The sequence below is a fragment of the Nitratireductor sp. OM-1 genome (genome assembly GCF_003296175.1).
In the GTDB taxonomy this organism is placed as follows: domain Bacteria; phylum Pseudomonadota; class Alphaproteobacteria; order Rhizobiales; family Rhizobiaceae; genus Nitratireductor; species Nitratireductor aquimarinus.
In genome coordinates, this window is sequence record NZ_CP029208.1 from 3676785 (window position 1) to 3699648 (window position 22864).

The window sequence follows — 22864 nt, forward strand, 5'->3', positions numbered from 1 at the left end:
AGAATACCCGGCCCCACGGTCGGGCCCCAGACTACCAAGGAGAACAGCATGTCCAGCAAGGAAGAAAGCGCCCGACACAAGGAGGGCATGAAGACGCGTCGCGCGGTGCTGGGCGATGCCTGGGTGGACAATGCGCAAGCCCGCAAGACCGCCTTTGACGAGCCTTTTCAGGAACTCATCACGGAAGCCGCCTGGGGACATGTCTGGTCGCGGCCCGAATGGACAAAGCGTGAGCGCTCGATGGTGACCATCGCGCTTCTGGCAGCGCTCGGGCAGGACGAGGAACTGGCCATGCATGTGCGCGCCACCGCCAATACGGGTGCGAGCGCGGAGGATCTGCGCGAGGCCATGCTGCACGTGGCCATCTATGCCGGCGTGCCTGCGGCAAACCATGCAATCAAGATCGTCAAGCAGACGCTTGCGGCGATGGAGGAAGACAAGGCATGAAGAACCAGAGACCGGAAACCGGCGGCTTCTTCCAGCGCGACCGGGCCTGGCAACCGCCAGCGCTGACACCGCTTTACAAGACATCCGTCGTGCGCTCGCCGCAGAAAGCGCCGATCGCCTTTCCGCACACGCCGTCTGAGATCACCGGACCGACATTCGGGCACGGCATTCTGGGCGCGCTCGACAACGACCTGACGCTGAACCATGCGCGCTCCGGCGAAAGCGCGATTGGACCGCGCATCATCGTCTATGGCCGGGTTGTGGACGAGAATGCGCGCCCCGTTCCCAATGTTCTGGTCGAGTTCTGGCAAGCCAATGCAGGCGGTCGCTACCGGCACAAGAAGGACGGCTACCTCGCCCCGCTGGACCCCAATTTCGGCGGCTGCGGACGGACCATCACCGACGAGGACGGCAATTATTCCTTCCGCACGATCATGCCAGGAGCCTATCCCTGGCCGAACGGCATCAATGACTGGCGGCCGGCGCATATCCACTTCTCCGTGTTCGGACACGGTTTCGTGCAGCGCCTGATCACGCAGATGTATTTCGAGGGCGATCCGATGATCTGGAAATGCCCGATTGTCGGCACCATTCCCGACCGCAGGGCCGTCGAGGGGCTGATCGCGGCGCTCGACATGGAGGCGACCGTGCCGATGGATGCGCGCGCCTACAAGTTCGACATCGTTCTGCGTGGCCGCCGCTCGACCCTGTTTGAAAACCGCATGGAGGGCAATTGATGGCCCAGGATATCAATCGCCTGAAGGAAAGCGCGTCGCAGACCGCCGGCCCTTACGTCCATATCGGCCTGACGCCGAATTTCTGCGGCATTGAAGGCATCTTCCCTGAAGATCTCGGCGCATCGCTCATCAGCGACCAGACGAAGGGCGAGCGCATCAGCGTGGAGATCCGCGTGTTTGACGGAACAGGCTCGGTTCTGAAGGACGCGCTGGTGGAAACCTGGCAGGCAGACGCCGAGGGGCTTTACAACTCCCCTTCGGAGACGCGCGGCGCGGCGGACCCTGCCTTCAGCGGCTGGGGGCGGTTTCCCTCCGACATGGAAAGCGGCGAAATCCGCTTCGAGACGATCAAGCCCGGACCGGTTCCCTTCCCCGGTGGACGCATGATGGCGCCGCACATCAATCTCTGGATCGTCGCGCGCGGTATCAATCTGGGGCTGGCGACGCGCCTGTATTTCGGTGACGAAGAGGCAGCAAACGCCGAGGACCCGGTGCTCGCGCGGATCGAACATCGAAACCGCGTGCCGACGCTGATCGCCAGCCGCGACGGCGACGTCTACACGTTCGACATCCATCTCCAGGGGGAGAAGGAAACGGTGTTCTTCGACATCTGAACGACACCCCGCTTTCTTTTTTGCCGCATCAACCTGCCGCCGGGCCAATCGCCCGGCGGCAGATGTGTTATTGAGCTATTCAGAACGCCAACCGGGACATTTGCCGCATGACCATCTCCGTGTTCGATCATCCCATCCTTTCAGGCCTTCTTGGCGATGAGGAGCTCGCGCATCTCTTTTCCGCGCGGGCGGAACTCGACGCGATGCTGAAATTCGAGGCCGCGCTTGCCGAAGCCGAAGCCGATGAGGGCGTCATTCCGCGCCCGGCGGCGGAGACGATCACCGCGACGCTAGCGCGCTTCAGCCCGGATGTGGCCGGTCTGAAGGCCGGCGTGGCGCAGGACGGGGTGGTCGTGCCGGCGCTGGTCAGGGAGCTGCGCGCAGCCCTTCCCGAAGACGTCAGGGCGCATCTCCATTTCGGCGCGACCAGCCAGGACGTGATCGATACGGGATTTGCGCTGCGGGCGCGCGAGGCAACAGCGATCCTTGCGCGGCGGCTTGCCGGGCTGATCGACGCGCTGGCGGCGCTGGAGACGCGGGACGGACAGACCAAAGTGATGGCGCACACGCGCATGCAGGCCGCCATTCCCGTTTCCGCCAGCCGGAAAATCCGGTCATGGCGCGAACCGCTCATCCGCGATGTGCGACGGCTGGAGGCGGTTCAGGGCGACATCGCGGTGCTGCATTTCGGCGGTGCGGCGGGCACGCTCGACAAGCTCGGCCACAAGGGTGAGACCGTCGCCGGGCGGCTGGCGGCACGGCTTGGCCTTGCGCAGCCCGACCATGCCCGCCACAGCGAGCGCGACGGGATCGCCGCTTTTGCCTCCGTTCTCTCGCTGATCAGCGGAAGCCTCGGCAAGATGGGGCAGGACATTGTGCTTGCGGCACAAAGCGAAATTGGTGAGATCGAACTGGCGGCGGGCGGCGGATCTTCCGCCATGCCGCACAAGAAGAACCCGGTCGCCGCCGAAGCGCTGGTGACGCTCGCGCGCTTCAACGCCACGCTGGTGGGTGGCGTGCATCAGGCGCTGGTGCATGAAAACGAACGCTCCGGCGCGGCATGGACGCTGGAATGGATGCTTCTGCCGCAGATGGTTGTCGCAACGGGTGCGGCGCTGCTCAAGGCTTCGGAACTGGTGGACGGGCTGGCCTTCAAGGCCAGGAGCGTTTAGCGGGGCGCGATGTTCCCGGGCGCCCGTCGGCGCTCGCCCCTCACCCTTACCCTCTCCCCGCCAGTGGGGAGAGGGAGACCTCGACGTGGCGGGTCCAATGTTCAGCCGGTGGTATTCCTGAGAAACGCAGCGGCGTAACGCTGCCTTCTCCCCGCAGGCGGGGAGAAGGTCGCGGCAGGGGGATGAGGGGCGCTGCGCCGGTTCTCCAGAAAGCGGGAGGACATGGCAAAGGACGCCCCAAATCTCCCCACACTACATGGCGTTCATGGTCAGGAGTTCGTAGGCGGCAACCTGCTCGCCTTCCTGATTGTAGACGCCGACATCCCAGCGCACTTCGCCATATTCATCCTTGCGGCGGGTCTTCTGCTTGACCGTGAGGCGCACTTTCAGCGTGTCGCCGGGGGAAACCGGCTTCATGAAGCGCAGATTGTCGAGGCCGTAATTGGCGAGCACCGGGCCGGGTGCAGCCTCAACGAACATGCCTGCCGCAAAGGACAGGATGAGATAGCCATGGGCGACGCGGCCGGGGAAGAACGGATTGGCGGCAGCCGCCTCCTCGTCCATATGCGCGTAGAACGTATCACCGGTGAACTCGGCGAAATGCTCGATGTCCGCCAGCGTCACCTCGCGCGGACCGGCCCAGAGTGTGCGGCCGGGCTCCAGTTCGCCAAAGGTCAGGCGGAAGGGATGCGGCTCTTTCTCTTCGGTCGAAGCGCCAGCCACATAGCGGTTGGTGATGCCGGCGATCAGATCGGGGCTCGCCTGGATCGCGGTGCGCTGCATGTAGTGCATCACGCCACGGACGCCGCCCAGCTCCTCGCCGCCGCCGGCGCGGCCCGGACCGCCATGCACCATGTGCGGCAGCGGCGAACCGTGGCCGGTTGCCTCCTTACCGGTGTCGCGGTTGGCGAAATAGAGCCGGCCATGGAAAGCGCCCGCTTCCAGAACCGCCTGCCGGGCCACCGCCGGGTCATGCGTGAAGACCGAGGCGACAAGCGAGCCCTCGCCGCGATTGGCGAGTTTCAGCGCATGGCCGAGATCCCGGTACGGCATGATGGTGGACACGGGGCCGAACGCCTCGACCGAATGCAGCTTCTGAGCGCCATCGGGATCGTCGCAGGAGAACAGCATGGGCGGCACGAATGCGCCCGCTCCGGCATCGGCATCGGTGACCGAAAACGCATCCGGATCGCCGAAGACACGGCGGGCCTCGGTGGCGAGAATGCCGGCCTTCTCAAGAACGTCGTCGCGCTGGGCGAGGCTTGCGAGCGCGCCCATCCGCACGCCTTCGCTGCGCGGATTACCGACCACGGTCTTCTCAAGCCGGGCGATGAGCGCGTCGGTGACCGCATCGCGGTGTGCGTCGGGCACGAAAATACGGCGTACAGCGGTGCATTTCTGGCCGGCCTTGGCCGTCATCTCGCGGTGCACTTCCTTGATGAAAGCGTCGAATTCAGGCGTTCCGGGGGCTGCATCCGGCCCAAGCACCGAAGCGTTGAGCGAATCCTGCTCGGCCACGAAGCGCACGGAATTGCCGATGATCTTCGGGTTGGCGCGCAGCATGGATGCGGTGGAGGCGGAGCCCGTGAAGGACACCACGTCCTGACCGGTCAGGCGGTCAAGCAGGTCTCCGGTGGAACCCGCTATGAACTGAACCGCGCCTTCCGGGAACAGGCCGGATTCCACGATCATGCGGAAGCAGGCTTCAGCGAGCCACGCGGTGGCGGAGGCCGGTTTGACGATGGCCGGAACGCCGGCGATCAGCGTCGGCGCAAGCTTTTCCAGCATGCCCCAGACGGGGAAGTTGAAGGCGTTGATGTGGACGGCCACGCCCTGAAGCGGGGTTGCCACGTGCTGGCCAACGAAGTTTCCGGAGCGGGAAAGCTGCTCGAGCGCGCCATCCACATAGACCTTGTCATCGGGCAGCTCACGCCGGGCCTTGGACGAATAGACGAACAGCGTGCCGATGCCGCCATCAATGTCGATCATCGAGTCAGGCTTGGTCGCACCGGTCTCGTAGGAAAGCTCGTAGAGCGCTTCGCGGCGGTCGTTCAGATACTGCGCCAGCGCCTTGATGGCGAAGGCGCGGTCGTGGAACGTCATCGCGCGCAGCGCCGGCCCGCCCACCTGGCGGGCATGATCGGCCATGCCGGCGAAATCCAGCTTCTGCGAACCGAGTTCGGCAACCACATCGCCGGTGACCGCACTCCGCAGGGGTTTGAGATCGCCCGAGGGCGCAACCCACGCCCCTGCCGCATAGCTTTCAAGCCGCATCACGCTCATGGAAAACTCCTTTATTGATCAGCGCACCCGCGCCGGCAGCCGGGAGAAGCCGCGAAAACGCACACGTCCGGTGCGTTCCGGCTCGCCCGTCATCCGGTAGTCGGGGAAACGTTTGAGAAAATGCGAAATGCCGATGCGCCCTTCCATGCGCGCAAGCGAGAAGCCCGCGCACAGATGAGGCCCACCGGCAAAGGCCAGATGCTTGTTGGGCCTGCGCCCCACATCAAGCCGGTCCGGATCGGCAAACTGGCGCGGATCGCGGTTGGCAGCACCAATGCACAGATGGATCGGCGTGCCCGGCTCCACGGTTTCGCCATGGAACTCCACCGGCTCCACCGCCATGCGGTTGCCGAGCTGGTTGGGGCTCTGGAAACGCAAGAACTCATCGACCGCCGTCGCGATCAGGTCCGGGTCGGCTTCAAGCCGCGCCTTCTCTTCAGGCCAGTGCAACAGCTCATAAAGGGCGTTGCCGATGAGGTTCGTGGTGGTCTCGTGACCGGCATTGAGGATGAAGATGCAGTTCTGCAGAAGCTCCACCTCGGAGAGCTCTTCGCCCTCATTGCCATTGATGAGACGGGTCAGGACGTCGGTCGCCGGATCACCGGGATTGCGCCGGCGATCATCGGCAATCTCCTTCAGGAACGCCTTGAAATCGGTGACGGAGGTGTTGCCCCATTTGAGCTGCTCGTCGGTGAGAACCGGTTCGAGCGCACCGAGAATGGCAAGCGACCAGTCGCGCAGCGGCTCGCGCGCCTCGTGGGGAATATCGAACAGATTGCCGATCACCTCGATGGGGATCGCGGCGGCGAAATCCTCGATGAGATCGACCTCGCCCTTCTCTTCCATACGGTCGAGCAGGCCATCGACCAGCGTGATCAGACCCGGCTCAAGCGCCGCCAGCGCGCGCGGCGTGAGCGCGCCCATCATGATCTTGCGCACCCGTGTGTGGAGCGGCGGATCGTTGAAGACGAGGCTCGTCGTGTGATGCTCGTAAAGCGGCGTGTCGCCGAACTTCGGCAGGAACTCGGCCTTCTTGTCGGAGGAAAAGGTTTTCGTGTCGCGATAGACGCGGTCGAGATCCTCATAGCGCGACAGCATGACCGAGCCGTCGGCGAAACGCTTCAGGGGCGCGTGCTCCAGAAGTGCGTGATAGACCGGAAACGGATCGTCCACGAAGCCCGCGGGCAGCGCCGTCAATTCAAAGTCCTCCGCCAGTTTCTCGCCATTGGTTGCAGCGTTGTCTGCCGTTTTTGTCATGCTCTCCTCCCGGAAGCGGCCCCACCGCCTCCTCTCAACAGTATTATTGACCGACCGGTCGGTTTATGCAAGTCTGCTTTCACCGACGCCGTTGGGAGGAGCCTAGATGTCACAAATGCAACTGTCTCCACAGGAGATCGCAGAGCGCAGCGCAGCAGCCATGTGGGCGCGCGACGACGCCTCGCAATGGCTGGGATGCAGCCTTGATGCGGTGGCGCCGGGCAGCGCCACCCTGTCGATGACGGTGGAAACGCACCACACGAACGGGCACGACATCTGCCACGGCGGCTACATCTTCACACTGGCGGATTCCGCCTTCGCCTTTGCGTGCAACTCCTACAACCAGATCGTTGTCGCGCAGCACAATTCCATCACCTTCGTTGCGCCCGGCGCGCTGGGCGACCGGCTTACAGCGGTGGCGCGCGAGGTGGCGCGGTTCGGGCGCTCGGGCATCTATGATGTTCGCGTGGAGAACCAGAACGGCAAAGTCATCGCGGAGTTTCGCGGCAATTCCCGCGTCATTGGCGGCAAGCATTTCGAGGAAGACGCCTGACGGCATCCTCATCTTCGGGAGATAATGATGAAAGACCTGACCCCCAAAAAGGAAGACCTGGACCCGATCGAAATCGCCTCGCGCGATGAAATCCAGGCCCTGCAGCTTGTGCGCCTCAAATGGTCGCTCAGGCACGCCTATGAAAACGTACCGCATTACAAGAAGAGCTTCGACGCGGCCGGTGTTCATCCCGACGATCTGAAGCAGCTTTCCGACCTGTCGAAATTCCCCTTCACGGTGAAGACGGACCTGCGCGACAATTATCCGTTCGGCATGTTCGCCGTGCCGCGCGAGAAGGTGGCGCGCATTCACGCCTCATCCGGCACGACCGGCAAGCCGACCGTTGTGGGCTACACCGCAAAGGACATCGACACCTGGGCCGAGGTGATGGCGCGCTCAATCCGCGCATCCGGCACGCGGGCGGGCGACATTGTTCACGTGGCCTATGGCTATGGGCTCTTCACGGGCGGTCTGGGTGCGCATTACGGTGCGGAGCGGCTGGGCGCGACGGTGGTGCCGGCATCAGGCGGCATGACCACACGGCAGGTGACGCTGATCGAGGATTTTCGGGCCGACACGATCATGGTCACGCCCTCCTACATGCTGTCGATCCTCGATGAATACCGCGCGCGCGGCCTCGACCCGCGCAAGAGCCCGCTCAAAGTGGGTATTTTCGGCGCCGAGCCATGGACCAACGCCATGCGCGCCGAGATCGAAGACGCATTCGACATGCATGCGGTCGACATTTACGGCCTGTCGGAAGTGATGGGACCGGGTGTTGCCAATGAGTGTGTGGAGACCAAGGACGGGCTACATATCTGGGAAGACCATTTCTATCCCGAGATCATCGACCCGGAGACCGGCGAAGTGCTGCCGGACGGCGAAAAGGGCGAGCTGGTTTTCACCTCGCTCACCAAGGAAGCCTTCCCCATCGTGCGCTACCGCACGCGCGACCTGACGCGGCTTCTGCCGGGCACGGCGCGCTCCATGCGCCGCATGGAGAAGATCACCGGCCGCTCGGACGACATGATGATCCTGCGCGGGGTCAATGTGTTTCCCACCCAGATCGAGGAGCAGATTCTTACCGTCAACGGGCTCGCGCCGCATTTCCAGATCGAGCTGACGCAGGAAGGCCGCATGGATGCGATGACCATTCATGTGGAGATGGAAGCACTGGAAGCAGGCGAAGAAGTGCGGCTTGCGGCCTGCCGCCAGCTCGGCGAACGCATCAAGGATGTGGTCGGCGTGACGGTGCGCGTCAACGCGACCGACCCCGGCGGCGTGGCCCGCAGCCAGGGCAAGGCCGTGCGCATCATCGACAAGCGCGACAAACAGTGAGAGTACCGAAGCTCATTTCAACAGTGACTCGCCCCTTCCCGCCCATGAACGGCGCGAGGGGCGACACGGACGCACAAACGCACAAACGCCCCCGGGATATGCATTGATGGCCCGCACCCGAGCCAAGGATTATGACGACAAGCGCGACGCCATGCTGCATGGCGCAGCGCGCATCTTCGCGCGTGACGGCTATGACCGCGCCTCGATGAACCAGCTTGCAACGGAACTCGGCGTTTCGAAGGCGCTGCTCTATCACTACTACACCTCCAAGGAAGCGCTGCTTTTCGACATCATCGAAACGCATTTGCAGGAACTGGTGGAAGCCGTGGAAGAGGCTGACCAGCCCCATGAAGCTCCGCAGGAGCGGCTGGAAGGGCTGGTGACGGCGCTGCTCGACGCCTATCGCGATGCGGACAATGAGCACCGCGTGCAGCTTTCCGGCCTCCAGCTTCTGCCCGACGCACAGCAGGAAGAGCTGAAAGCGCTGGAGCGCCGGCTGGTTGCGCTGTTTGCCGAAGCGGTGCGGCAGGTGAACCCGGAAGTCTTCGACAACAGGCCGCTTCTGAAACCGGTGACGATGAGCCTGTTCGGCATGCTCAACTGGTTTTACATGTGGTTCCGCGAGGATCGCGGCATCTCCCGGCAGGACTATGCGAAGCTTGCCACGCATCTTCTGGTGAGTGGCGTGAAGGGGCTCGACTGACAATCTTGCCCGCCTCCCCGTCCCGTGGCATGTGGATGGCATGGATGCGCCGACCGAAACTGCAGAAACCACCCTTTCCGATCTGATTGACCGCCTGCACGGGCGCGGCCGCCTCAGGGTCTGGTCACTGGTGATCACCCTGTTCGGCGACGCCATCGTGCCGCGTGGCGGCGAAGCGCCGCTGGCCGCACTTCAAACCGTGATGGCGCGGCTGGGCATCGAGGCCGGTGCGCTGCGCACCGCCATGTCGCGGCTTGCCGGCGATGGCTGGGTGGTGCGCGAACGGCGCGGCCGCAACTCCTTCTTCTCGCTGGACCGGCATGGCCAGCACGCCTTCGACCTGGCGACACGGCGCATCTATGCAGCGGGCGCGCCCGACTGGGATGGCTCGTGGACGGTGGCGATCGCGCCGCCCAACGGCAATGGCGAACATGACGAGGCGCTGAAGGAGCGCGGCTTCCTGAAGATCGCGGAAGGCGTTCACCTGCTGCCGCGCACCAGAATGCCGAACGGTGACGCCGTGCTCGCGGACATGCTGGTGATCCACGGCTCAAGCGCCGAACATCCCGAAATGCTGCGCAGCCTCTGGCCTTCAGACGAGATCGCCGCCGCCTATGCGGAGCTGATTGCCGATTACACGCCGCTGGCCGATCAGCTTGCCGGCACGCATATGCCCGCGCCCATCGACGCGATGGCGGCGCGAACCCTGCTCATTCATGACTGGCGACGCATCGTGCTGCGCGACCCCGGCCTGCCGACCGCGCTCCTGCCACAGGACTGGCCGGGCGAGACGGCACGCAGGCTGGTGCGCGACATCTATCGCAGACTGAGCGCACCGAGCGAAGCGTGGCTCGATGAAACCGGCCTGCCGGCGCTGGTTGATCCAAAAGGGTTCGGACGGCGCTTCGGCGACTGAACTCAGCCTTCAGGCGACAGCGCCAGAATGACCAGGCCGAGAATGGTCACCACGGCGCCAACCATCACCGAAAGGCTCGCCCAGCCATGGCCGAGCAGGCCTTCGAACACGATGATCAGCGTCGGCGTGAGGTAGTTATAGGCGAGCACCTTGGAGGCGGGCAGCCGCAGGGCGGCGAACTGGAGCAGGAAGAACGTGCCGGCCGTGGTGAAGATCGCCAGATAGAAGATCGCCAGCCAGGTGATCGACGGCAGGGCGAACCAGTCGGTCGCGGCGATCTCGCCCACGCCGTAAAGCGCAATCAGCACGCCTGTGGCCAGCAGCGTCCAGAAGGTGAAGGCGAAGACCGGCTCGCCGCGATTGTAGAGCCGGACGAGCGAGGCATAGGCCGCATGCCCGATGACCCCGACAAAGAAAATCAGCTCCCCCTCGCCCATGTCGAAGCGGCGCATGGCTTCGAAATTGCCGTCGAAAATGACCCAGACCGAGCCGAGACCGGCCAGAACGAGACTCGGGATAACGAGCCCGCACGGCACCTGCCGCAGGAAGAGATAACCGAAAAAGGCGCTGAGCAGCGGCATCAGCGTGAAGACCGCGCCGGTCGAGACCGGACTGGTCATGCCGAGCGCCACGAACATGGTGACGAAATAGAACGCCATCAGGCCGCCCAGAACCAGAAAGCGCCAAGGGGCTTTCGGGAAGGGAAGCGGCTGGCGCAGCACAAAGCGCACCACCAGCCCCATGAAGACAATGCCGATCAGGAAACGGGCGGCATTGAGCGCGACCGGGCCGATATGCTGCGCGGCCATCGACCCCAGAGAGAAGGAGCCGGCGACCAGTGTTGCAAAGGCCAGCATGGCCAAATGGCCAAGCCGCTTTTGCACCCCCGTCGCGCTGGTGCGATACGCCTCGCGCCGCGCGGCCTTCGTCTCTACCGTGTCAGTCAATGCATCCCCCGAAGAACGCCATTCAGCCTAAACGAACAGCCCGGAAATCCAAGCCGGATTTCGGGCTGTTCGGCAGAATAGCGCTGTCTGGCTTAAAGGGGGTCAGGCGGCAGCAGACGCATCATCGGCGATCACGGGATGGACCGAGCGGAACGGGATCGCGATGCGGTTCCACACATTGATGAGACCGACGAGCACGGTAAGCTGCACCAGCTCCTGCTCGGAGAAATGCTCCAGCATCTCATTGTAGAGCGCATCCTCGACCGGACCGTCGGAGATGTGCGTCAGACGCTCGGTCCAGGCAAGGGCTGCACGCTCACGCCCGGTGTAGAGCGGGGATTCGCGCCATGCCGAGACGAGATGCACACGCTGCTCGCTCTCGCCATCGCGCCGCGCTTCGCGGGTGTGCATGTCGACACAATAGGAGCAGCCATTGATCTGCGAGGCGCGCAGGTTCACGAGATGGATCAGTCCGTGATCGAGGCCGCTTTCGTTCACCGCCTTCTTGAGATTGAAGATCGCGCCAAGCAGTTTCGGCTCGGTCTTCACATAATTCAGGCGTTCTTGCATGATCATTCCTTTCCATTTCAGAAGATGGCGTCAGCCCTGCGGACGCTGGTTTCGCGCAACGAAGGCGCAGCTGAAGGCGAGCGCGCGCGGATCGGCCTCCCCCAGATAGTCGGAGATCACGTCACTCAGCCGCGTCTTGCGCAGCTCGGCGCGATAGGCCTGCTCGGCGCGCAGCATGGCGGCGTTGATGTTGCAGGGCGCGGCATAGACCTCGGGTTCCAGCGCGCCCGGCCCGCGCTGGCGGATCTCCGCACAGCGAAAGGCCGGCTGCGGCCCCTCGATGGCAAGCACCACGTCCAGCAGGGTGATCGCATCCGCCGACCGCGCCAGACGATAGCCGCCATGGGGCCCGGAAACCGATTCCAGAATGCGGGCGGCCGTCAGCGTTTTCAAATGTTTGAGCAGATAACTTGGCGAGAGGCCGTGATATTCGGCAAGCGCGCTGGCCGGCATGGTGCGCCCCTCTTCCAGCTGCGCAAGAAGCGTGGCGCAATGGATCGCCGCCTCAACGCCTTCACTCAGTTTCATGTCGATCTCCCTATTGCGGATAAAATATATCCTGGATAATAATTATCCGCAATAGGAGTAGACGTTGCTTCTGCCACTTCCTGACAGACGCTCAAAGAAAAACGGCGGCGGATAACCGCCGCCGTCAGACCTATTCCGCAGCCACTTTGGAAGGGTTGTTCGGATGCGTCGTCCAGTTGGCGTAGACCGGCTCGACCTTCTCGCCTGTGCGCTTGTCGAGCGCCCCGGCGGCCAGCGGCACCATGTCGATGCAGCCCTCCACCGGACAGACATTGACGCACAGATTGCAGCCGACGCACTCCTCTTCGATCACCTCGAAATGACGCTTGCCGTCGACCATGGCCGTGATTGCCTGATGAGACGTGTCCTCGCAGGCGATGTGGCAGCGACCGCACTTGATGCACTGGTCCTGATCAATGCGCGCCTTGGTGACATAGTTGAGGTTCAGATACTGCCAGTCGGTGACATTGGGCGCCGCGCGGCCGATCACGTCATCGAGCGTGGCGTGCCCCTTGGCGTCCATCCAGTTTTCAAGCCCCTCGATCATCTCCTCTACGATCTTGAAGCCGTAGGTCATGGCGGCGGTGCAGACCTGAACCGTACCGGACCCCAGCGCCAGAAACTCGGCGGCATCGCGCCATGTGGTGATGCCGCCAATGCCGGAGATGGGCAGGCCAGCGGTCTGCGGATCGCGGGCGATCTCGGCCACCATGTTGAGCGCGATGGGCTTCACCGCCGGGCCGCAATAGCCGCCATGGGAGCCCTTGCCGTCAATGGTGGGTTCGGGCGCGAAATTGTCGAGATTGACCGAGGTGATGGAATTGATCGTGTTGATGAGCGACACCGCATCCGTTCCGCCGGCATGGGCCGCGCGGGCGGGCTGGCGCACATCGGTGATGTTGGGCGTGAGCTTGGTGATGACGGGCATGCGCGTGTTCTGCTTGCACCAGCGCACCACCATCTCGACATATTCGGGCACCTGGCCAACGGCTGCGCCCATCCCGCGCTCGCTCATGCCGTGCGGACAGCCGAAATTGAGCTCGATGCCATCAGCTTCCGTCTCTTCCACCAGCGGAAGGATGGCTTTCCACGCCTGCTCCTCACACGGCACCATGAGCGAAACGATGAGCGCCCGGTCCGGCCAGTTCTTCTTCACCTGCTTGATTTCGCGCAGGTTCAGATGAAGGTCGCGGTCGGTGATGAGCTCGATGTTGTTGAGGCCGAGAAGCCGGCGGTCCGCGCCCCAGATCGCGCCGTAGCGGGGTCCGTTGACATTGACGACCGGAGGCCCCTCCTCGCCCAGTGTCTTCCAGACGACGCCGCCCCAGCCCGCCTTGAAGGCGCGCTCGACATTGTAGGCCTTGTCTGTGGGTGGTGCGGAAGCAAGCCAGAAGGGATTGGGAGACTTGATGCCGACGAAATTGCTGCGAATGTCTGCCATGGGTTTTCCGCTCCTCAGCCGGCCAATGCGCGATGGATGCTCTCGGCTGCGTCGCGCCCCTGCGCGACCGCCGATACGGTGAGATCGTCGCCGCCGGCGATGCAATCGCCACCGGCCCAGACGTTCGGCATGGAAGTGCGCCCTTCCGCATCGGTCTTGATGCGACGCCCTTCAAGCTCAACCGACGCGGTGCTGCCGTTGAGAACGCCTGCCTCGAAGGACTGACCAATGGCCTTGAAGACCTGATCGGCGCGCAGCGTCAGCGTTTCGCCGGTGCCTGAAAGCCTGCCATCCTTCAGCGCCGTGTATTCAAGCTCAATGCCGCTCACCCGGCCATTGTCGGCGATGATGCGCGTTGGCTGGAGCCAGTGCCTTATGGTGACGCCTTTGGACGCCGCCAGATCCTGCTCGAACGCCGAAGCGTTCATGTGTTCCTGACCGCGCCGGTAGCAGATCGTCACCTCCTCCGCGCCCAGAAGCCGCGCCTGAACGGCTGCGTCGATGGCCGTCATGCCGCCGCCGATGACGACGACACGCCGACCGACCGGCAGGCTGGCGAGATCCTTCGCCTGACGCAGATGGGCAATGTAGTCGACCGCGCTCTCGACGCCGTCAGCCGCTTCGCCTTCCGCACCGAGCGCATTGACGCCGGCAAGCCCCATGCCAAGAAAGACGGCGTCATGATCGCGCGTTAAATCGCCAAGCGAAAAGTCACGCCCCAGCGCCTTTCCTTCCTCAAGACGGATGCCGCCAATGGCCATCAGGTAATCCACCTCGGCCTGGGCGAAACCATTCGGCGTCTTGTAGGCGGCGATGCCAAACTCGTTGAGCCCGCCGGGCTTGGGCCGCGCCTCAAGGATCGTCACGTCATGACCATGCATGGCCAGACGGTGCGCACAGGCAAGGCCTGCGGGCCCTGCCCCGACAATGGCAACGCTCTTGCCGGTTGGAGCAGCGCGTTCATAAAACTGCGCGTCAGCCTCCATGGCCGCGTCCGTGGCATAGCGCTGGAGCCTGCCGATCTGGACCGGCTTGCCCTCCGCCTCCTCACGCACGCAGGCCTCCTCGCAAAGGGTCTCCGTGGGACAGACGCGGGCGCACATGCCGCCCAGAATGTTCTGGTCGAAGATCGTTCTGGCCGAACCCAACGGATTGTCCGTCGCGATCTGCCGGATGAACATGGGTATGTCGATCGATGTCGGACACGCCGTGGTGCACGGCGCATCGAAGCAGAAGTAGCACCTGTCCGCCTCGACGGCCGCCTCATGGCGGTCGAGCGGTGGATGCAGGTCGGCGAAGTTCTTTTCGTATTCCTCACCGGAAAGGCGGCCGGCGGCGATGCCGTCCGCGTAGAGACCATCAGCCATTCCGTATTCCCCTTTTATTATTGGGGAAAAGCTAGCGCAGTTTCTTTTTTTTATCAATCGGTCAAATTTTTGGCCCCGCCGCATCCTCTTGAATTAAAACATGAATTTACAATTCATGTTTACAAGCCTCGGATATCAAACAAAAAACGCCGCCCGGCAAGGGCGGCGTTTGCGATGCGGACGGGCCTGCAATGGACGATCAGAAGACCTCGATGGAACTGATGTCGTCGTTGTAAATGTCGCGCAGTCGGCGGGTGTCGCGACGGATGGTTTCACACCAGCCGCCAAAATTGCGCCGCTCGCAGACACGCGCCTCGGCACCGCCCTCAAGCGTCACCGAGGAGATGCGGTTGTTCCATTCGCGCGGCAGGCGCGCCGTGCCGTCACCGGCATCGAAACAGATGCTCGCGCCCCGGAAATCGACACGCTCGTAGAAACAGGCGCGACGGACCCGGTCGTAGCTGCCCTCGTCGCCCGGCCGGCGGCGATAGACCCGGTAAGACGAAACCGTGTCGCCCCGGCGCAGAGAAGGCACATCACGGGTGAGGAGATCGCAGCGACCGGCAAAATCGATCCTTGAGCAGATCTCGACGGAGGTGCGCTCGCCAACGCGGATCGAGGCCACGCGGCCATCCCAGTTGCGATCCATCACGCGCGCATCGTCGCCAATGCCGGCGCAGAGACGGCGGCCCTGAAAGTTCGGACGGTCGTAAAAGCACACATTGCGCGGGGTCGGACGGCGGTCGCCGTCGAAACGGTCATCATTGTCGAAGGCGGTATCGTCACGGCGGCGATCATCCAGCTCGCGCATGACGAAATCGAACAGTTTGAGCCCGAGCGTCGATCCGATATCAGAGATCGGGCGATCCCTGTAAGCCGGCCTTGTGTCGCGCAGATAGCGCGCGGAAACCCAGCCCGTGCGCCCCGCATAGCCCACTTCGCACCATTCGTAACGATCAGTGCAGCGCAGCGTCACCACACGCGCGCCATTCGGAATGGTCAGAACCACGCGATAGCGCGTGCCGGGGCCTTCCCGCATGTTGAGATCGGTCGTGACCACTGCCTGAACATTCTGCTGCGCGCGCGCCGGAACCGACAGCACGGCCGCCAGGCCAAGAGCGGCGAACGCCATGAGAAGGAAGCGGAAGAACCCCGAGGGCATGCGAATCTCCTGTTGCAGTCCGGTTAGAGCATTTCCCCTTTTCGTCGAATCGCGAAAACGCCCTAACTCATTGTTTTTACGCAATTCCGGACGGAAAACCGGTTCCCACTTTTCCTGGAATTGCTTTAGTCGGCGCAAAGTGATGGAAAATCAGCCGCATATCCAGAAGTCATTGAACAAAACGATGATGATTGCGCGGGGCACGGAAAGGATGCGCGGCGAAAACGCCACAGCCTGCATCCCCGTCTGTTGCGTGGATCAGTCGGATGGCGCGTCGAAGCTGATGACCGGCTCCATGCCCGCAAGCGTTGCATCATCCAGCCAGCACAGGCTGAAATGGCCATTGCCCAGATCCTTCAGCGGCGGCACCTCGCGCTCGCATTTTCCGCCCGGCACCTGATCCTTGTAGCGGCAGCGGGTCTGGAACGGGCAGCCGGAAGGCGGGTTCATGGCTGAGGGTATGTCCCCTTCCAGAACGATGTGCTTCTTGCGCACCGAGGTATCGGCGATGGGGATCGCGGAAAGAAGCGCCTCCGTATAGGGGTGATAGGGCGGCGCGAATATCTGGTCGGTCGTGCCCTGCTCGACGATGTGGCCGAGATACATGACCACCACCCGGTCCGCGAGATAGCGCACGACCGAGAGATCGTGGCTGATGAACAGCATGGTCGTCTTGTTCTTGCGCTGGATATCCATCAGCAGCCCGGTCACCGCCGCCTGCACCGAAACATCGAGCGCGGAGACCGGCTCGTCTGCCACAACAACCTTTGCATTTCCGGCAAAGGCCCGGGCAACGCCTATGCGCTGCTTCTGACCGCCCGAAAGCTGGCGTGGCATGCGCTCGGCGAAGGCGCGCGGCAGCTTGACCAGGTCGAGCAGCTCCAGCATGCGCTGCTTTCGGTCGGCCAGCGTCTTCCCGATGTTGAATTTTTCCAGCGTGCGGATGATCTGCGAGCCGACGGAATGGCTCGGATTGAGCGTGTCGAACGGGTTCTGGAACACCATCTGGATGCTGGCGACCGTGCCGGTGGAGCGGTCTTCGACCGGCGTCGCCTGAATCGGTTCATTGCCGAGCATCACCGTGCCATCAGTCGCCGTCTCAAGCCCCAGAAGCACCTTGGCGAGCGTCGATTTTCCGCAGCCGGATTCGCCAACGATGGCCACCGTCTCAGACTCGCGCGCCTCGAAGCTGATCTGCTCGTTGGCCTTCACCGTCTTGGTGTCGCCACCGCCGAAAATGCTGTTTGCGGCAACGTGATAATACTTTTTGAGATTCTCGATCCGCAGCATGGGAGCGCCGGGCGCGACAGGCTCCTGCTCCACAAGCGCTCCCTCCGGCAGTGCCTTCCAGTCGATATCGTCGAAACGCACGCAGCGCGAACGGTGCTGCTCATGCCCCTCGACCGCGCGCATGGGAATATCGCCGGCATCGCACAGGCCCGCCTTGAAGTGCTGGCAGCGTGGGCCGAAATTACAGCCATCGGGACGTTCATGCGGCAGCGGCAACTGGCCGGGGATGGCGATCAGCGGCCGGGCGTTCTTGTCGGCGCCGGGCAGCGGGATCGAGCGGAACAGGCCCTGCGTATAGGGGTGCCTCATGCGGTCGAAGACATCCTCGACACGGCCCGTCTCCACCGCCTCGCCGGAATACATGACCGTGACGCGGTCGCAGGTTTCCAGGATCAGGCCCAGATTGTGCGACACGAAGATCATCGACGTGCCGTATTTCTTGCCGAGCCCCTTCACCAGTTCCACGATGCCCGCCTCAACCGTGACATCGAGCGCGGTAGTCGGCTCGTCCAGAAGAAGCAGTGCCGGCTTTGACAGAAGCGCCATGGCGATGACGATGCGCTGTTGCTGGCCGCCTGAAAGCTGGTGCGGGAACGAGCGCATGATGCGCTCCGGGTCCGGCAGGCGAACGGCCTCCACCATCTCCAGCGCGCGGTTCCAGGCTTCATCCTTCGATACACGGTCATGGATGATTGGCACTTCCATGAGCTGTTTGCCGATCTTCATGGCCGGGTTCAGGCTCGCCATCGGCTCCTGATAGATCATGGCGATCTCGTTGCCGCGGATCCGACGCAGTTCCTCCTCGCTCATCCCGGCCATGTCCCGCCCCTTGAAGCGGATGCGGCCGCCGACGATCTGCCCCACATTGGAGAGATCGCGCATGATGCCGAGCGCCACGGTGGACTTGCCGCAGCCGGATTCGCCGACAATGCCCATGGCCTCGCCCGGCATGACCCTGCAGGAGAAATCCATCACCGCCGGTATCTCACCGGCCCGCGTGAAGAAGGAGATGGACAGGTTCTCGATCTCGAGGATCGGTTCGTCAGCATTCACGCTGCGCGTCGTGCTGATGGCTTCGTTCATGGCGTCGCTTTCAGTGTTCATCCACTCAATCCTTCAGCGATTGCTCACGCAGCGCATCAGCGAGCAGGTTCAGCCCCAGAACGAAGGACATGAGGGCGAAGACGGGCGGAAGCGCAGGATGCACATAGGCGCGCAGAAGGCGGCTCGATTCCTTGATGCCGGTGCCCCAGTCGGGACTTTCGGGCGCAAGACCGAGGCCGAAATAGCCAAGCGTGCCGAGCAGGATGGTTGTGTAGCCGATGCGCAGGCACACATCGACAATGAGCGGCCCGCGCGCATTGGGCAGCACTTCCCAGAGCATGATGTACCAGGGCGTTTCACCCCGCGTCTGGGCGGCGGCCACATAGTCCCGGGTCTTGATGTCCATGACGAGGCCGCGCACGATGCGGAAGACGCCGGGCGACGAAGCAAACACCACCGCAACGAAGATGTTGAGCTGGTTGGAGCTGATCGAGATGATGCCGAGCGGATCGGCATCGAAGACGAGGCCGACATAAATCCAGCCGCCGATCAGAAGCGTCAGCGCGAGCTGGATGGCCAGCAATTGCGGGCGGCTGCGATAGCGCGTCCAGAACAGCGTCACGAAAAAGATGATCGGGAATATGAAGAAGGTGCCCGCCATCCATTGCGGGATCGGCGTTTCGCGAATGCCCGGCGTGACCAGCAGATAGAAGAGCAGGATCACCGGGAAGGCCAGAACCAGATTGGCGAGGAACGACAGGAGACTGTCGATGCGCCCGCCATAATAGCCGGCGGGCAGGCCAAGCGTGGTGCCCACCATCAGCGCAAACAGCGTGGCCGCCGGGGCAATGATCAGCACGATCTGGCTGCCATAGACCATGCGCGAAAAGACGTCACGCGCGAGCCTGTCGCCGCCGAAGAGGAAAGCCTGTCCCGTCTCCGGCTCGATGGCGCCGGGCAGCACGTTCTTCATGATCGGGAACTGCGCCAGCGGGTCGAAGGGGGCGACCGTGCCGGCGAAGATTGCGGTGAACAGCCAGAAGCAGCAGATCATGACGCCGGTAATGCCAACGCCCGTGTCGAAAAGCTGGCCGTAAAGGCCGAGCCGGCTGCGAAAGCGCAGGCTTAAAACCAGAATGATCGCCAGCGCCACCCAGACCGGCCAGAAGCGCGCCAGAACGCCAAGAATGATGCCGAAGGTTCCAAGATAATCCACTTGCATCGCGCGTCCTCCCTACTGCACGCGGATGCGCGGATTGAGATAGGCATAGCCGACATCGGAAATGAGCTGCGTCGACAAAACCACGAAAACCGAGACCAGCGAGCAGCCGAGCAACAGGTCGATATCGTTGTTGCTCGCCGCCTCCACCAGCGTGAAACCGAAGCCCTGATAGCGGAACATCACCTCGACGATGACCACGCCGGTCAGGAGCCAGGGGAACTGGAGCATGATGACCGTGAACGGTGCGATCAGCGCATTGCGCAGCGCGTGTTTGAGCACGACGGTGCGGAAGCCGAGCCCCTTGAGGCGCGCCGTACGGATGTATTGCTGCGTCATCACCTCGACCATCGAGGCCCGTGTCATGCGGGCGATATAGCCGATGCCGTAGATCGCCATGGTCATGACCGGCAGGGTGAAATTGTAAAACGAAATGCCCTGCCGTGTGGCGGTGGCGGCGGAACCGTTGAGCCAGCCAAGCCAGGAAGCGAAGATGACGGCGAAGATCACGCCCGACACATATTCGGGCGTTGCCGTGGTGGCGATGGAGGCGACCGACAGGGTGCGGTCAGTGCGGCTGCCCTCCCGCATTCCAGCCAGAACGCCGATCAACAGCGCGACGGGCACCATCACCACCATCACCCAGAACATGAGGATGCCGGTGGCGCCCAGGGCCGGAAAGAGCTTCTCGGCCACCGGCACCTTGAACTTGGTGGAGCAGCCGAAATCGCCCTGCAGAATGCCGCCGTAATAGGGTTCGGCGGGTTCGTCGCAATAGGAAAACCGTGGCGTGGCGACGCCCGTTTCGGGGTCGATGTTGGGCTGTTTCTGGACGACGCCGAGCCATTGGCCATAGCGCACAAAGAAATTCTGCCGGTAGCCGTTCTTCTCAAGCCAGCTTTCGAGCTCTTGAGCCGAGGAGCGCATGTCGAGCTGGCTGATCGCGAGCTTCTTGAGATTGGGCTCCAGATTGACCAGAAAGAACACGACAAGGGTCAGGCACAGCATCGTCAATGCCATGACGCCCATACGTCTCAGAATAAATCCAAGCACGGTTTCCCCTTCCCCCGTTTACGGAGGTTGTAGTTGGTTGCCTGCGCAATGGGGGCCCGTGCGGCCCCCTTGTTCCGGGTCTCAGCCCTCGTCGAGCCAGACCTTTTCCAGGTCGATCTCGAAGGTCTGGTGCATGCCGTGGTTCATCACGGTCTCCACGGAGTGATTGTAGAGTTTGCGCCAATAGGGCTGGATGATGATGCCGGAGCCCTGAAGGATCTCTTCGATCTGCTTCATCACCTCGCGGCGGCTGTCGGGGTCCGGAATGGCCAGCGCCTGTTCGATCAGCTTGTCGAGTTCGGGATTGGAATAGGCGGACTCGTTCCACGCCTCGCCGGTGCGATAAGCGAGCGCGACCACCTGAATGCCGAGCGGACGCATGTTCCAGTTGGTCATGGACAGCGGGTATTTCGTCCAGTCGTTCCAGAAGGTCGAACCCGGCAGAACGGTGCGCTTGACCTTGAAACCCGCCTCGCGAAGCTGTGCGGCAATGGCGTCGCCGGTGTTCTTGTGCCAGTCCTCGTCGACCGAGATCAGCTCGTGCTCGTGCTCCATCTGGCCGGCCTCTTCCATCAGCGCCTTGGCCGCGTCCACATTGCGCTCGATCTTGGGCAGCTCCGCATACTCGGGATGGATCGGGCAGACATGGTGGTTCTCGGCCACCTCGCCGGCATTGTCGTAGCCAAGCGCCAGAACTGTGGCGTTGTCCACGGCCATCTGCAGCGCGCGGCGCACCCGCTCATCGTCATACGGCTTGTTGTTGACATTGGTGCGGGCCACAATCGTCGTTGCCGTGGTGACCTCGGACTTGACCAGGCCAATGGCGTCGAGAATGTCCACGAAATCGGCGGTGGTCTCGTAATTGGTGTGGATCTCGCCGGATTCAAAGGCGCTTACCATGGCCGATGGATCGGTGCCGTAATCGATGAACTCGATGCCATCGAGATAGGCCTCGCCGCCCCACCACTTGCCGTCTTCGCGCTTCTTCAGTTCGACGCGGTTGCCCACTTCGTATGAAACGAGTTCGAAGGGACCGGTGCCGATGGGATTGGCGATGAAATCACGGCCCGTCTCATCAAAGCTTGGATGCACGATCAGGCCCGGATAGTCGGCCATGCCGGGAATGATGGAAATGTCAGGGGCAGACAGGTTGAGCTTCACCGTCATGTCGTCGACCTTCTCGATCGCGCCTTCGCGCGCCTTCTTGGTCTCCGGATCGATGAGTGCGGCCATGCGGGCGGGCATCGAGTTGCCCTCCACCGTCTGATCGCACCAGCGGTTGAAGTTGTAGATCACATCGTCTGCGGTAAAGGCGTCGCCATTGTTCCATGTCACGCCCGGACGCACGTGGAGAATGTACTCGGTGGCGTCTTCGTTGACCTCCCAGCTTTCCAGAAGCCGGCCCTCAAAGGTGAAGTCGCGCGTGTATTTCACCAGCGGTTCAAGCGTCTGGCGCATGGCGTTTGCGATCTCGGACCAGTCGGCCGTGCGCGGGTCTTTCGGATCCTTGATGAACATGGCCACACGCAGCGTGCCGCCCATTTTGGGCTCCTGAGCGAGCGCATGGGTGGGCGCGGCAAGACCGAGCATGCCGTAGGCGGCGGCTGTCGATGCGCCGAGTGCGCTTGCGAGCGCCAGGAACTCACGTCTGTCCATTTTTCCGACGCGCGCTTCGTTCGCCATTTCGGCGACGCGGGCTGGCACTTTCTCGCCATTGCTCTTGAAAAACGTCATCGACGCACTCCCATTTCTTGCCGTTATCAGTTTGTGTTCAGCATTTCCCATCGCGCCAGCGATGTCAAAAAACGACCGGGGCCTATGGTAAGTTTTGCAGGTTTTTCGACCGCTGAAATGACGAGTTTGCGACAAATCAGCCGCAAAACTGATAAATAGAGCCGATTTCGCAACAATTTCCGAAACCTGTACTGACAACCACAGCCGCTTGCGCCTCTGCGGGCGCAACAGCCGCCCCACAGGCCGCGATTGACGCTGCCGGAGCCAGTTGGTAAGCGATTTTTGTTCGCTTGAGGTGCTCCGGCAGGCACTCGCATGCCGGGGAAAAGGGAACACGGAACGGCCCTGCATGATCAGGCCGCAGCCGTGGCTGCTCCCGCAACTGTGAGCGCCGAGGCTCCTCCTATGCCACTGGGTGCAATGCCCCGGGAAGGCGAGGAAGCCGATGAAGCGCGAGCCAGGAAACCTGCCTTGAGCCGTCACCGACCG

General features: G+C 62.8%; 20 protein-coding genes and 1 riboswitch. Of the genes, 8 read left to right on the forward strand and 12 right to left on the reverse strand.

The window, feature by feature from the left end:
* Positions 1–48: 48 nt before the first annotated feature.
* The 4 genes from pcaC (at position 49) to DEJ54_RS17545 (ending at position 2970) form a co-directional block, all read left to right on the forward strand.
* A complete protein-coding gene (pcaC, locus tag DEJ54_RS17530) occupies positions 49–447 on the forward strand; it encodes a 4-carboxymuconolactone decarboxylase (protein WP_113155690.1) in 399 nt (132 codons plus the stop codon).
* Positions 444–1184: a protocatechuate 3,4-dioxygenase subunit beta gene (gene pcaH, locus DEJ54_RS17535; protein WP_113155691.1), complete on the forward strand. Its 741-nt coding sequence runs from the start codon at positions 444–446 to the stop codon at positions 1182–1184. Before pcaC ends, pcaH begins: the two co-directional genes overlap by 4 nt.
* Positions 1184–1798, forward strand: a complete 615-nt coding sequence (pcaG, locus tag DEJ54_RS17540; RefSeq protein WP_113155692.1) for a protocatechuate 3,4-dioxygenase subunit alpha — start codon at positions 1184–1186, stop codon at positions 1796–1798. Before pcaH ends, pcaG begins: the two co-directional genes overlap by 1 nt.
* Positions 1799–1905: 107 nt before the next feature.
* On the forward strand, positions 1906–2970 hold the full coding sequence (locus tag DEJ54_RS17545) for a 3-carboxy-cis,cis-muconate cycloisomerase (RefSeq protein WP_113155693.1): 1065 nt from the start codon (positions 1906–1908) through the stop codon (positions 2968–2970).
* 252 nt (positions 2971–3222) lie between these two features.
* On the opposite strand, the gene paaZ is transcribed toward DEJ54_RS17545, so the two are convergent.
* Positions 3223–5253 carry a phenylacetic acid degradation bifunctional protein PaaZ gene (gene paaZ / locus DEJ54_RS17550; RefSeq protein ID WP_113155694.1) on the reverse strand — a complete coding sequence of 677 codons (2031 nt, stop codon included), beginning with the start codon at positions 5251–5253 and terminating at the stop codon, positions 3223–3225.
* An 18-nt stretch (positions 5254–5271) separates the two neighbouring features.
* Entirely contained in the window at positions 5272–6510 is a 1239-nt protein-coding gene (locus DEJ54_RS17555; RefSeq protein WP_113155695.1) for a cytochrome P450, read from the reverse strand.
* A 115-nt stretch (positions 6511–6625) separates the two neighbouring features.
* Between DEJ54_RS17555 and paaI the strand changes: the two genes are divergently transcribed.
* The 4 genes from paaI to DEJ54_RS17575 all read left to right on the forward strand — a co-directional run bounded on the left by paaI (position 6626) and on the right by DEJ54_RS17575 (position 10020).
* Positions 6626–7063 (forward strand): hydroxyphenylacetyl-CoA thioesterase PaaI, encoded by a 438-nt coding sequence (paaI, locus tag DEJ54_RS17560; RefSeq protein ID WP_113155696.1) that lies wholly within the window; start codon positions 6626–6628, stop codon positions 7061–7063.
* Between the two features lie 27 nt (positions 7064–7090).
* Positions 7091–8401 (forward strand): phenylacetate--CoA ligase PaaK, encoded by a 1311-nt coding sequence (gene paaK / locus DEJ54_RS17565; RefSeq protein WP_113156373.1) that lies wholly within the window; start codon positions 7091–7093, stop codon positions 8399–8401.
* Between the two features lie 106 nt (positions 8402–8507).
* Positions 8508–9104: a TetR/AcrR family transcriptional regulator gene (locus DEJ54_RS17570; RefSeq protein WP_113155697.1), complete on the forward strand. Its 597-nt coding sequence runs from the start codon at positions 8508–8510 to the stop codon at positions 9102–9104.
* Between the two features lie 40 nt (positions 9105–9144).
* Positions 9145–10020, forward strand: a complete 876-nt coding sequence (locus DEJ54_RS17575) for a PaaX family transcriptional regulator C-terminal domain-containing protein (RefSeq protein WP_113155698.1) — start codon at positions 9145–9147, stop codon at positions 10018–10020.
* A gap of 2 nt (positions 10021–10022) precedes the next feature.
* On the opposite strand, the gene DEJ54_RS17580 is transcribed toward DEJ54_RS17575, so the two are convergent.
* From DEJ54_RS17580 to DEJ54_RS17625, 10 genes are all read right to left on the reverse strand, one after another.
* Positions 10023–10967 (reverse strand): DMT family transporter, encoded by a 945-nt coding sequence (locus DEJ54_RS17580; RefSeq protein WP_245447620.1) that lies wholly within the window; start codon positions 10965–10967, stop codon positions 10023–10025.
* A gap of 102 nt (positions 10968–11069) precedes the next feature.
* A complete protein-coding gene (locus DEJ54_RS17585; RefSeq protein ID WP_162742333.1) occupies positions 11070–11537 on the reverse strand; it encodes a carboxymuconolactone decarboxylase family protein in 468 nt (155 codons plus the stop codon).
* A gap of 30 nt (positions 11538–11567) precedes the next feature.
* Positions 11568–12065 carry an Rrf2 family transcriptional regulator gene (locus DEJ54_RS17590; RefSeq protein WP_113155701.1) on the reverse strand — a complete coding sequence of 166 codons (498 nt, stop codon included), beginning with the start codon at positions 12063–12065 and terminating at the stop codon, positions 11568–11570.
* 130 nt (positions 12066–12195) lie between these two features.
* Positions 12196–13506 (reverse strand): NAD-dependent dihydropyrimidine dehydrogenase subunit PreA, encoded by a 1311-nt coding sequence (gene preA, locus DEJ54_RS17595; protein WP_113155702.1) that lies wholly within the window; start codon positions 13504–13506, stop codon positions 12196–12198.
* Between the two features lie 14 nt (positions 13507–13520).
* Positions 13521–14873: an NAD(P)-dependent oxidoreductase gene (locus DEJ54_RS17600; RefSeq protein WP_113155703.1), complete on the reverse strand. Its 1353-nt coding sequence runs from the start codon at positions 14871–14873 to the stop codon at positions 13521–13523.
* A 199-nt stretch (positions 14874–15072) separates the two neighbouring features.
* Positions 15073–16035: a peptidase inhibitor family I36 protein gene (locus DEJ54_RS17605; RefSeq protein WP_113155704.1), complete on the reverse strand. Its 963-nt coding sequence runs from the start codon at positions 16033–16035 to the stop codon at positions 15073–15075.
* Between the two features lie 258 nt (positions 16036–16293).
* A complete protein-coding gene (locus tag DEJ54_RS17610) occupies positions 16294–18408 on the reverse strand; it encodes an ABC transporter ATP-binding protein (RefSeq protein WP_113156374.1) in 2115 nt (704 codons plus the stop codon).
* A 25-nt stretch (positions 18409–18433) separates the two neighbouring features.
* Positions 18434–19591 carry an ABC transporter permease gene (locus DEJ54_RS17615; protein WP_113155705.1) on the reverse strand — a complete coding sequence of 386 codons (1158 nt, stop codon included), beginning with the start codon at positions 19589–19591 and terminating at the stop codon, positions 18434–18436.
* A gap of 12 nt (positions 19592–19603) precedes the next feature.
* Positions 19604–20608: an ABC transporter permease gene (locus DEJ54_RS17620; protein WP_162742334.1), complete on the reverse strand. Its 1005-nt coding sequence runs from the start codon at positions 20606–20608 to the stop codon at positions 19604–19606.
* A 114-nt stretch (positions 20609–20722) separates the two neighbouring features.
* On the reverse strand, positions 20723–22375 hold the full coding sequence (locus tag DEJ54_RS17625; protein ID WP_113155707.1) for an ABC transporter substrate-binding protein: 1653 nt from the start codon (positions 22373–22375) through the stop codon (positions 20723–20725).
* Between the two features lie 276 nt (positions 22376–22651).
* A riboswitch (cobalamin riboswitch) is annotated at positions 22652–22864 on the forward strand.

Coding starts and splice junctions, on each gene's coding strand:
- pcaH (WP_113155691.1), top strand. CDS start 444: ATGAAGAACCAGAGACCGGAAACCGGCGGCTTCTTCCAGCGCGACCGG.
- pcaC (WP_113155690.1), top strand. CDS start 49: ATGTCCAGCAAGGAAGAAAGCGCCCGACACAAGGAGGGCATGAAGACG.
- DEJ54_RS17590 (WP_113155701.1), bottom strand. CDS start 12,065: ATGAAACTGAGTGAAGGCGTTGAGGCGGCGATCCATTGCGCCACGCTT.
- paaI (WP_113155696.1), top strand. CDS start 6,626: ATGCAACTGTCTCCACAGGAGATCGCAGAGCGCAGCGCAGCAGCCATG.
- preA (WP_113155702.1), bottom strand. CDS start 13,506: ATGGCAGACATTCGCAGCAATTTCGTCGGCATCAAGTCTCCCAATCCC.
- DEJ54_RS17610 (WP_113156374.1), bottom strand. CDS start 18,408: ATGAACGAAGCCATCAGCACGACGCGCAGCGTGAATGCTGACGAACCG.
- DEJ54_RS17600 (WP_113155703.1), bottom strand. CDS start 14,873: ATGGCTGATGGTCTCTACGCGGACGGCATCGCCGCCGGCCGCCTTTCC.
- DEJ54_RS17615 (WP_113155705.1), bottom strand. CDS start 19,591: ATGCAAGTGGATTATCTTGGAACCTTCGGCATCATTCTTGGCGTTCTG.
- DEJ54_RS17625 (WP_113155707.1), bottom strand. CDS start 22,375: ATGACGTTTTTCAAGAGCAATGGCGAGAAAGTGCCAGCCCGCGTCGCC.
- DEJ54_RS17585 (WP_162742333.1), bottom strand. CDS start 11,537: ATGCAAGAACGCCTGAATTATGTGAAGACCGAGCCGAAACTGCTTGGC.
- paaZ (WP_113155694.1), bottom strand. CDS start 5,253: ATGAGCGTGATGCGGCTTGAAAGCTATGCGGCAGGGGCGTGGGTTGCG.
- DEJ54_RS17575 (WP_113155698.1), top strand. CDS start 9,145: ATGGATGCGCCGACCGAAACTGCAGAAACCACCCTTTCCGATCTGATT.
- DEJ54_RS17605 (WP_113155704.1), bottom strand. CDS start 16,035: ATGCCCTCGGGGTTCTTCCGCTTCCTTCTCATGGCGTTCGCCGCTCTT.
- DEJ54_RS17555 (WP_113155695.1), bottom strand. CDS start 6,510: ATGACAAAAACGGCAGACAACGCTGCAACCAATGGCGAGAAACTGGCG.
- pcaG (WP_113155692.1), top strand. CDS start 1,184: ATGGCCCAGGATATCAATCGCCTGAAGGAAAGCGCGTCGCAGACCGCC.
- DEJ54_RS17570 (WP_113155697.1), top strand. CDS start 8,508: ATGGCCCGCACCCGAGCCAAGGATTATGACGACAAGCGCGACGCCATG.
- DEJ54_RS17620 (WP_162742334.1), bottom strand. CDS start 20,608: ATGGCATTGACGATGCTGTGCCTGACCCTTGTCGTGTTCTTTCTGGTC.
- paaK (WP_113156373.1), top strand. CDS start 7,091: ATGAAAGACCTGACCCCCAAAAAGGAAGACCTGGACCCGATCGAAATC.
- DEJ54_RS17545 (WP_113155693.1), top strand. CDS start 1,906: ATGACCATCTCCGTGTTCGATCATCCCATCCTTTCAGGCCTTCTTGGC.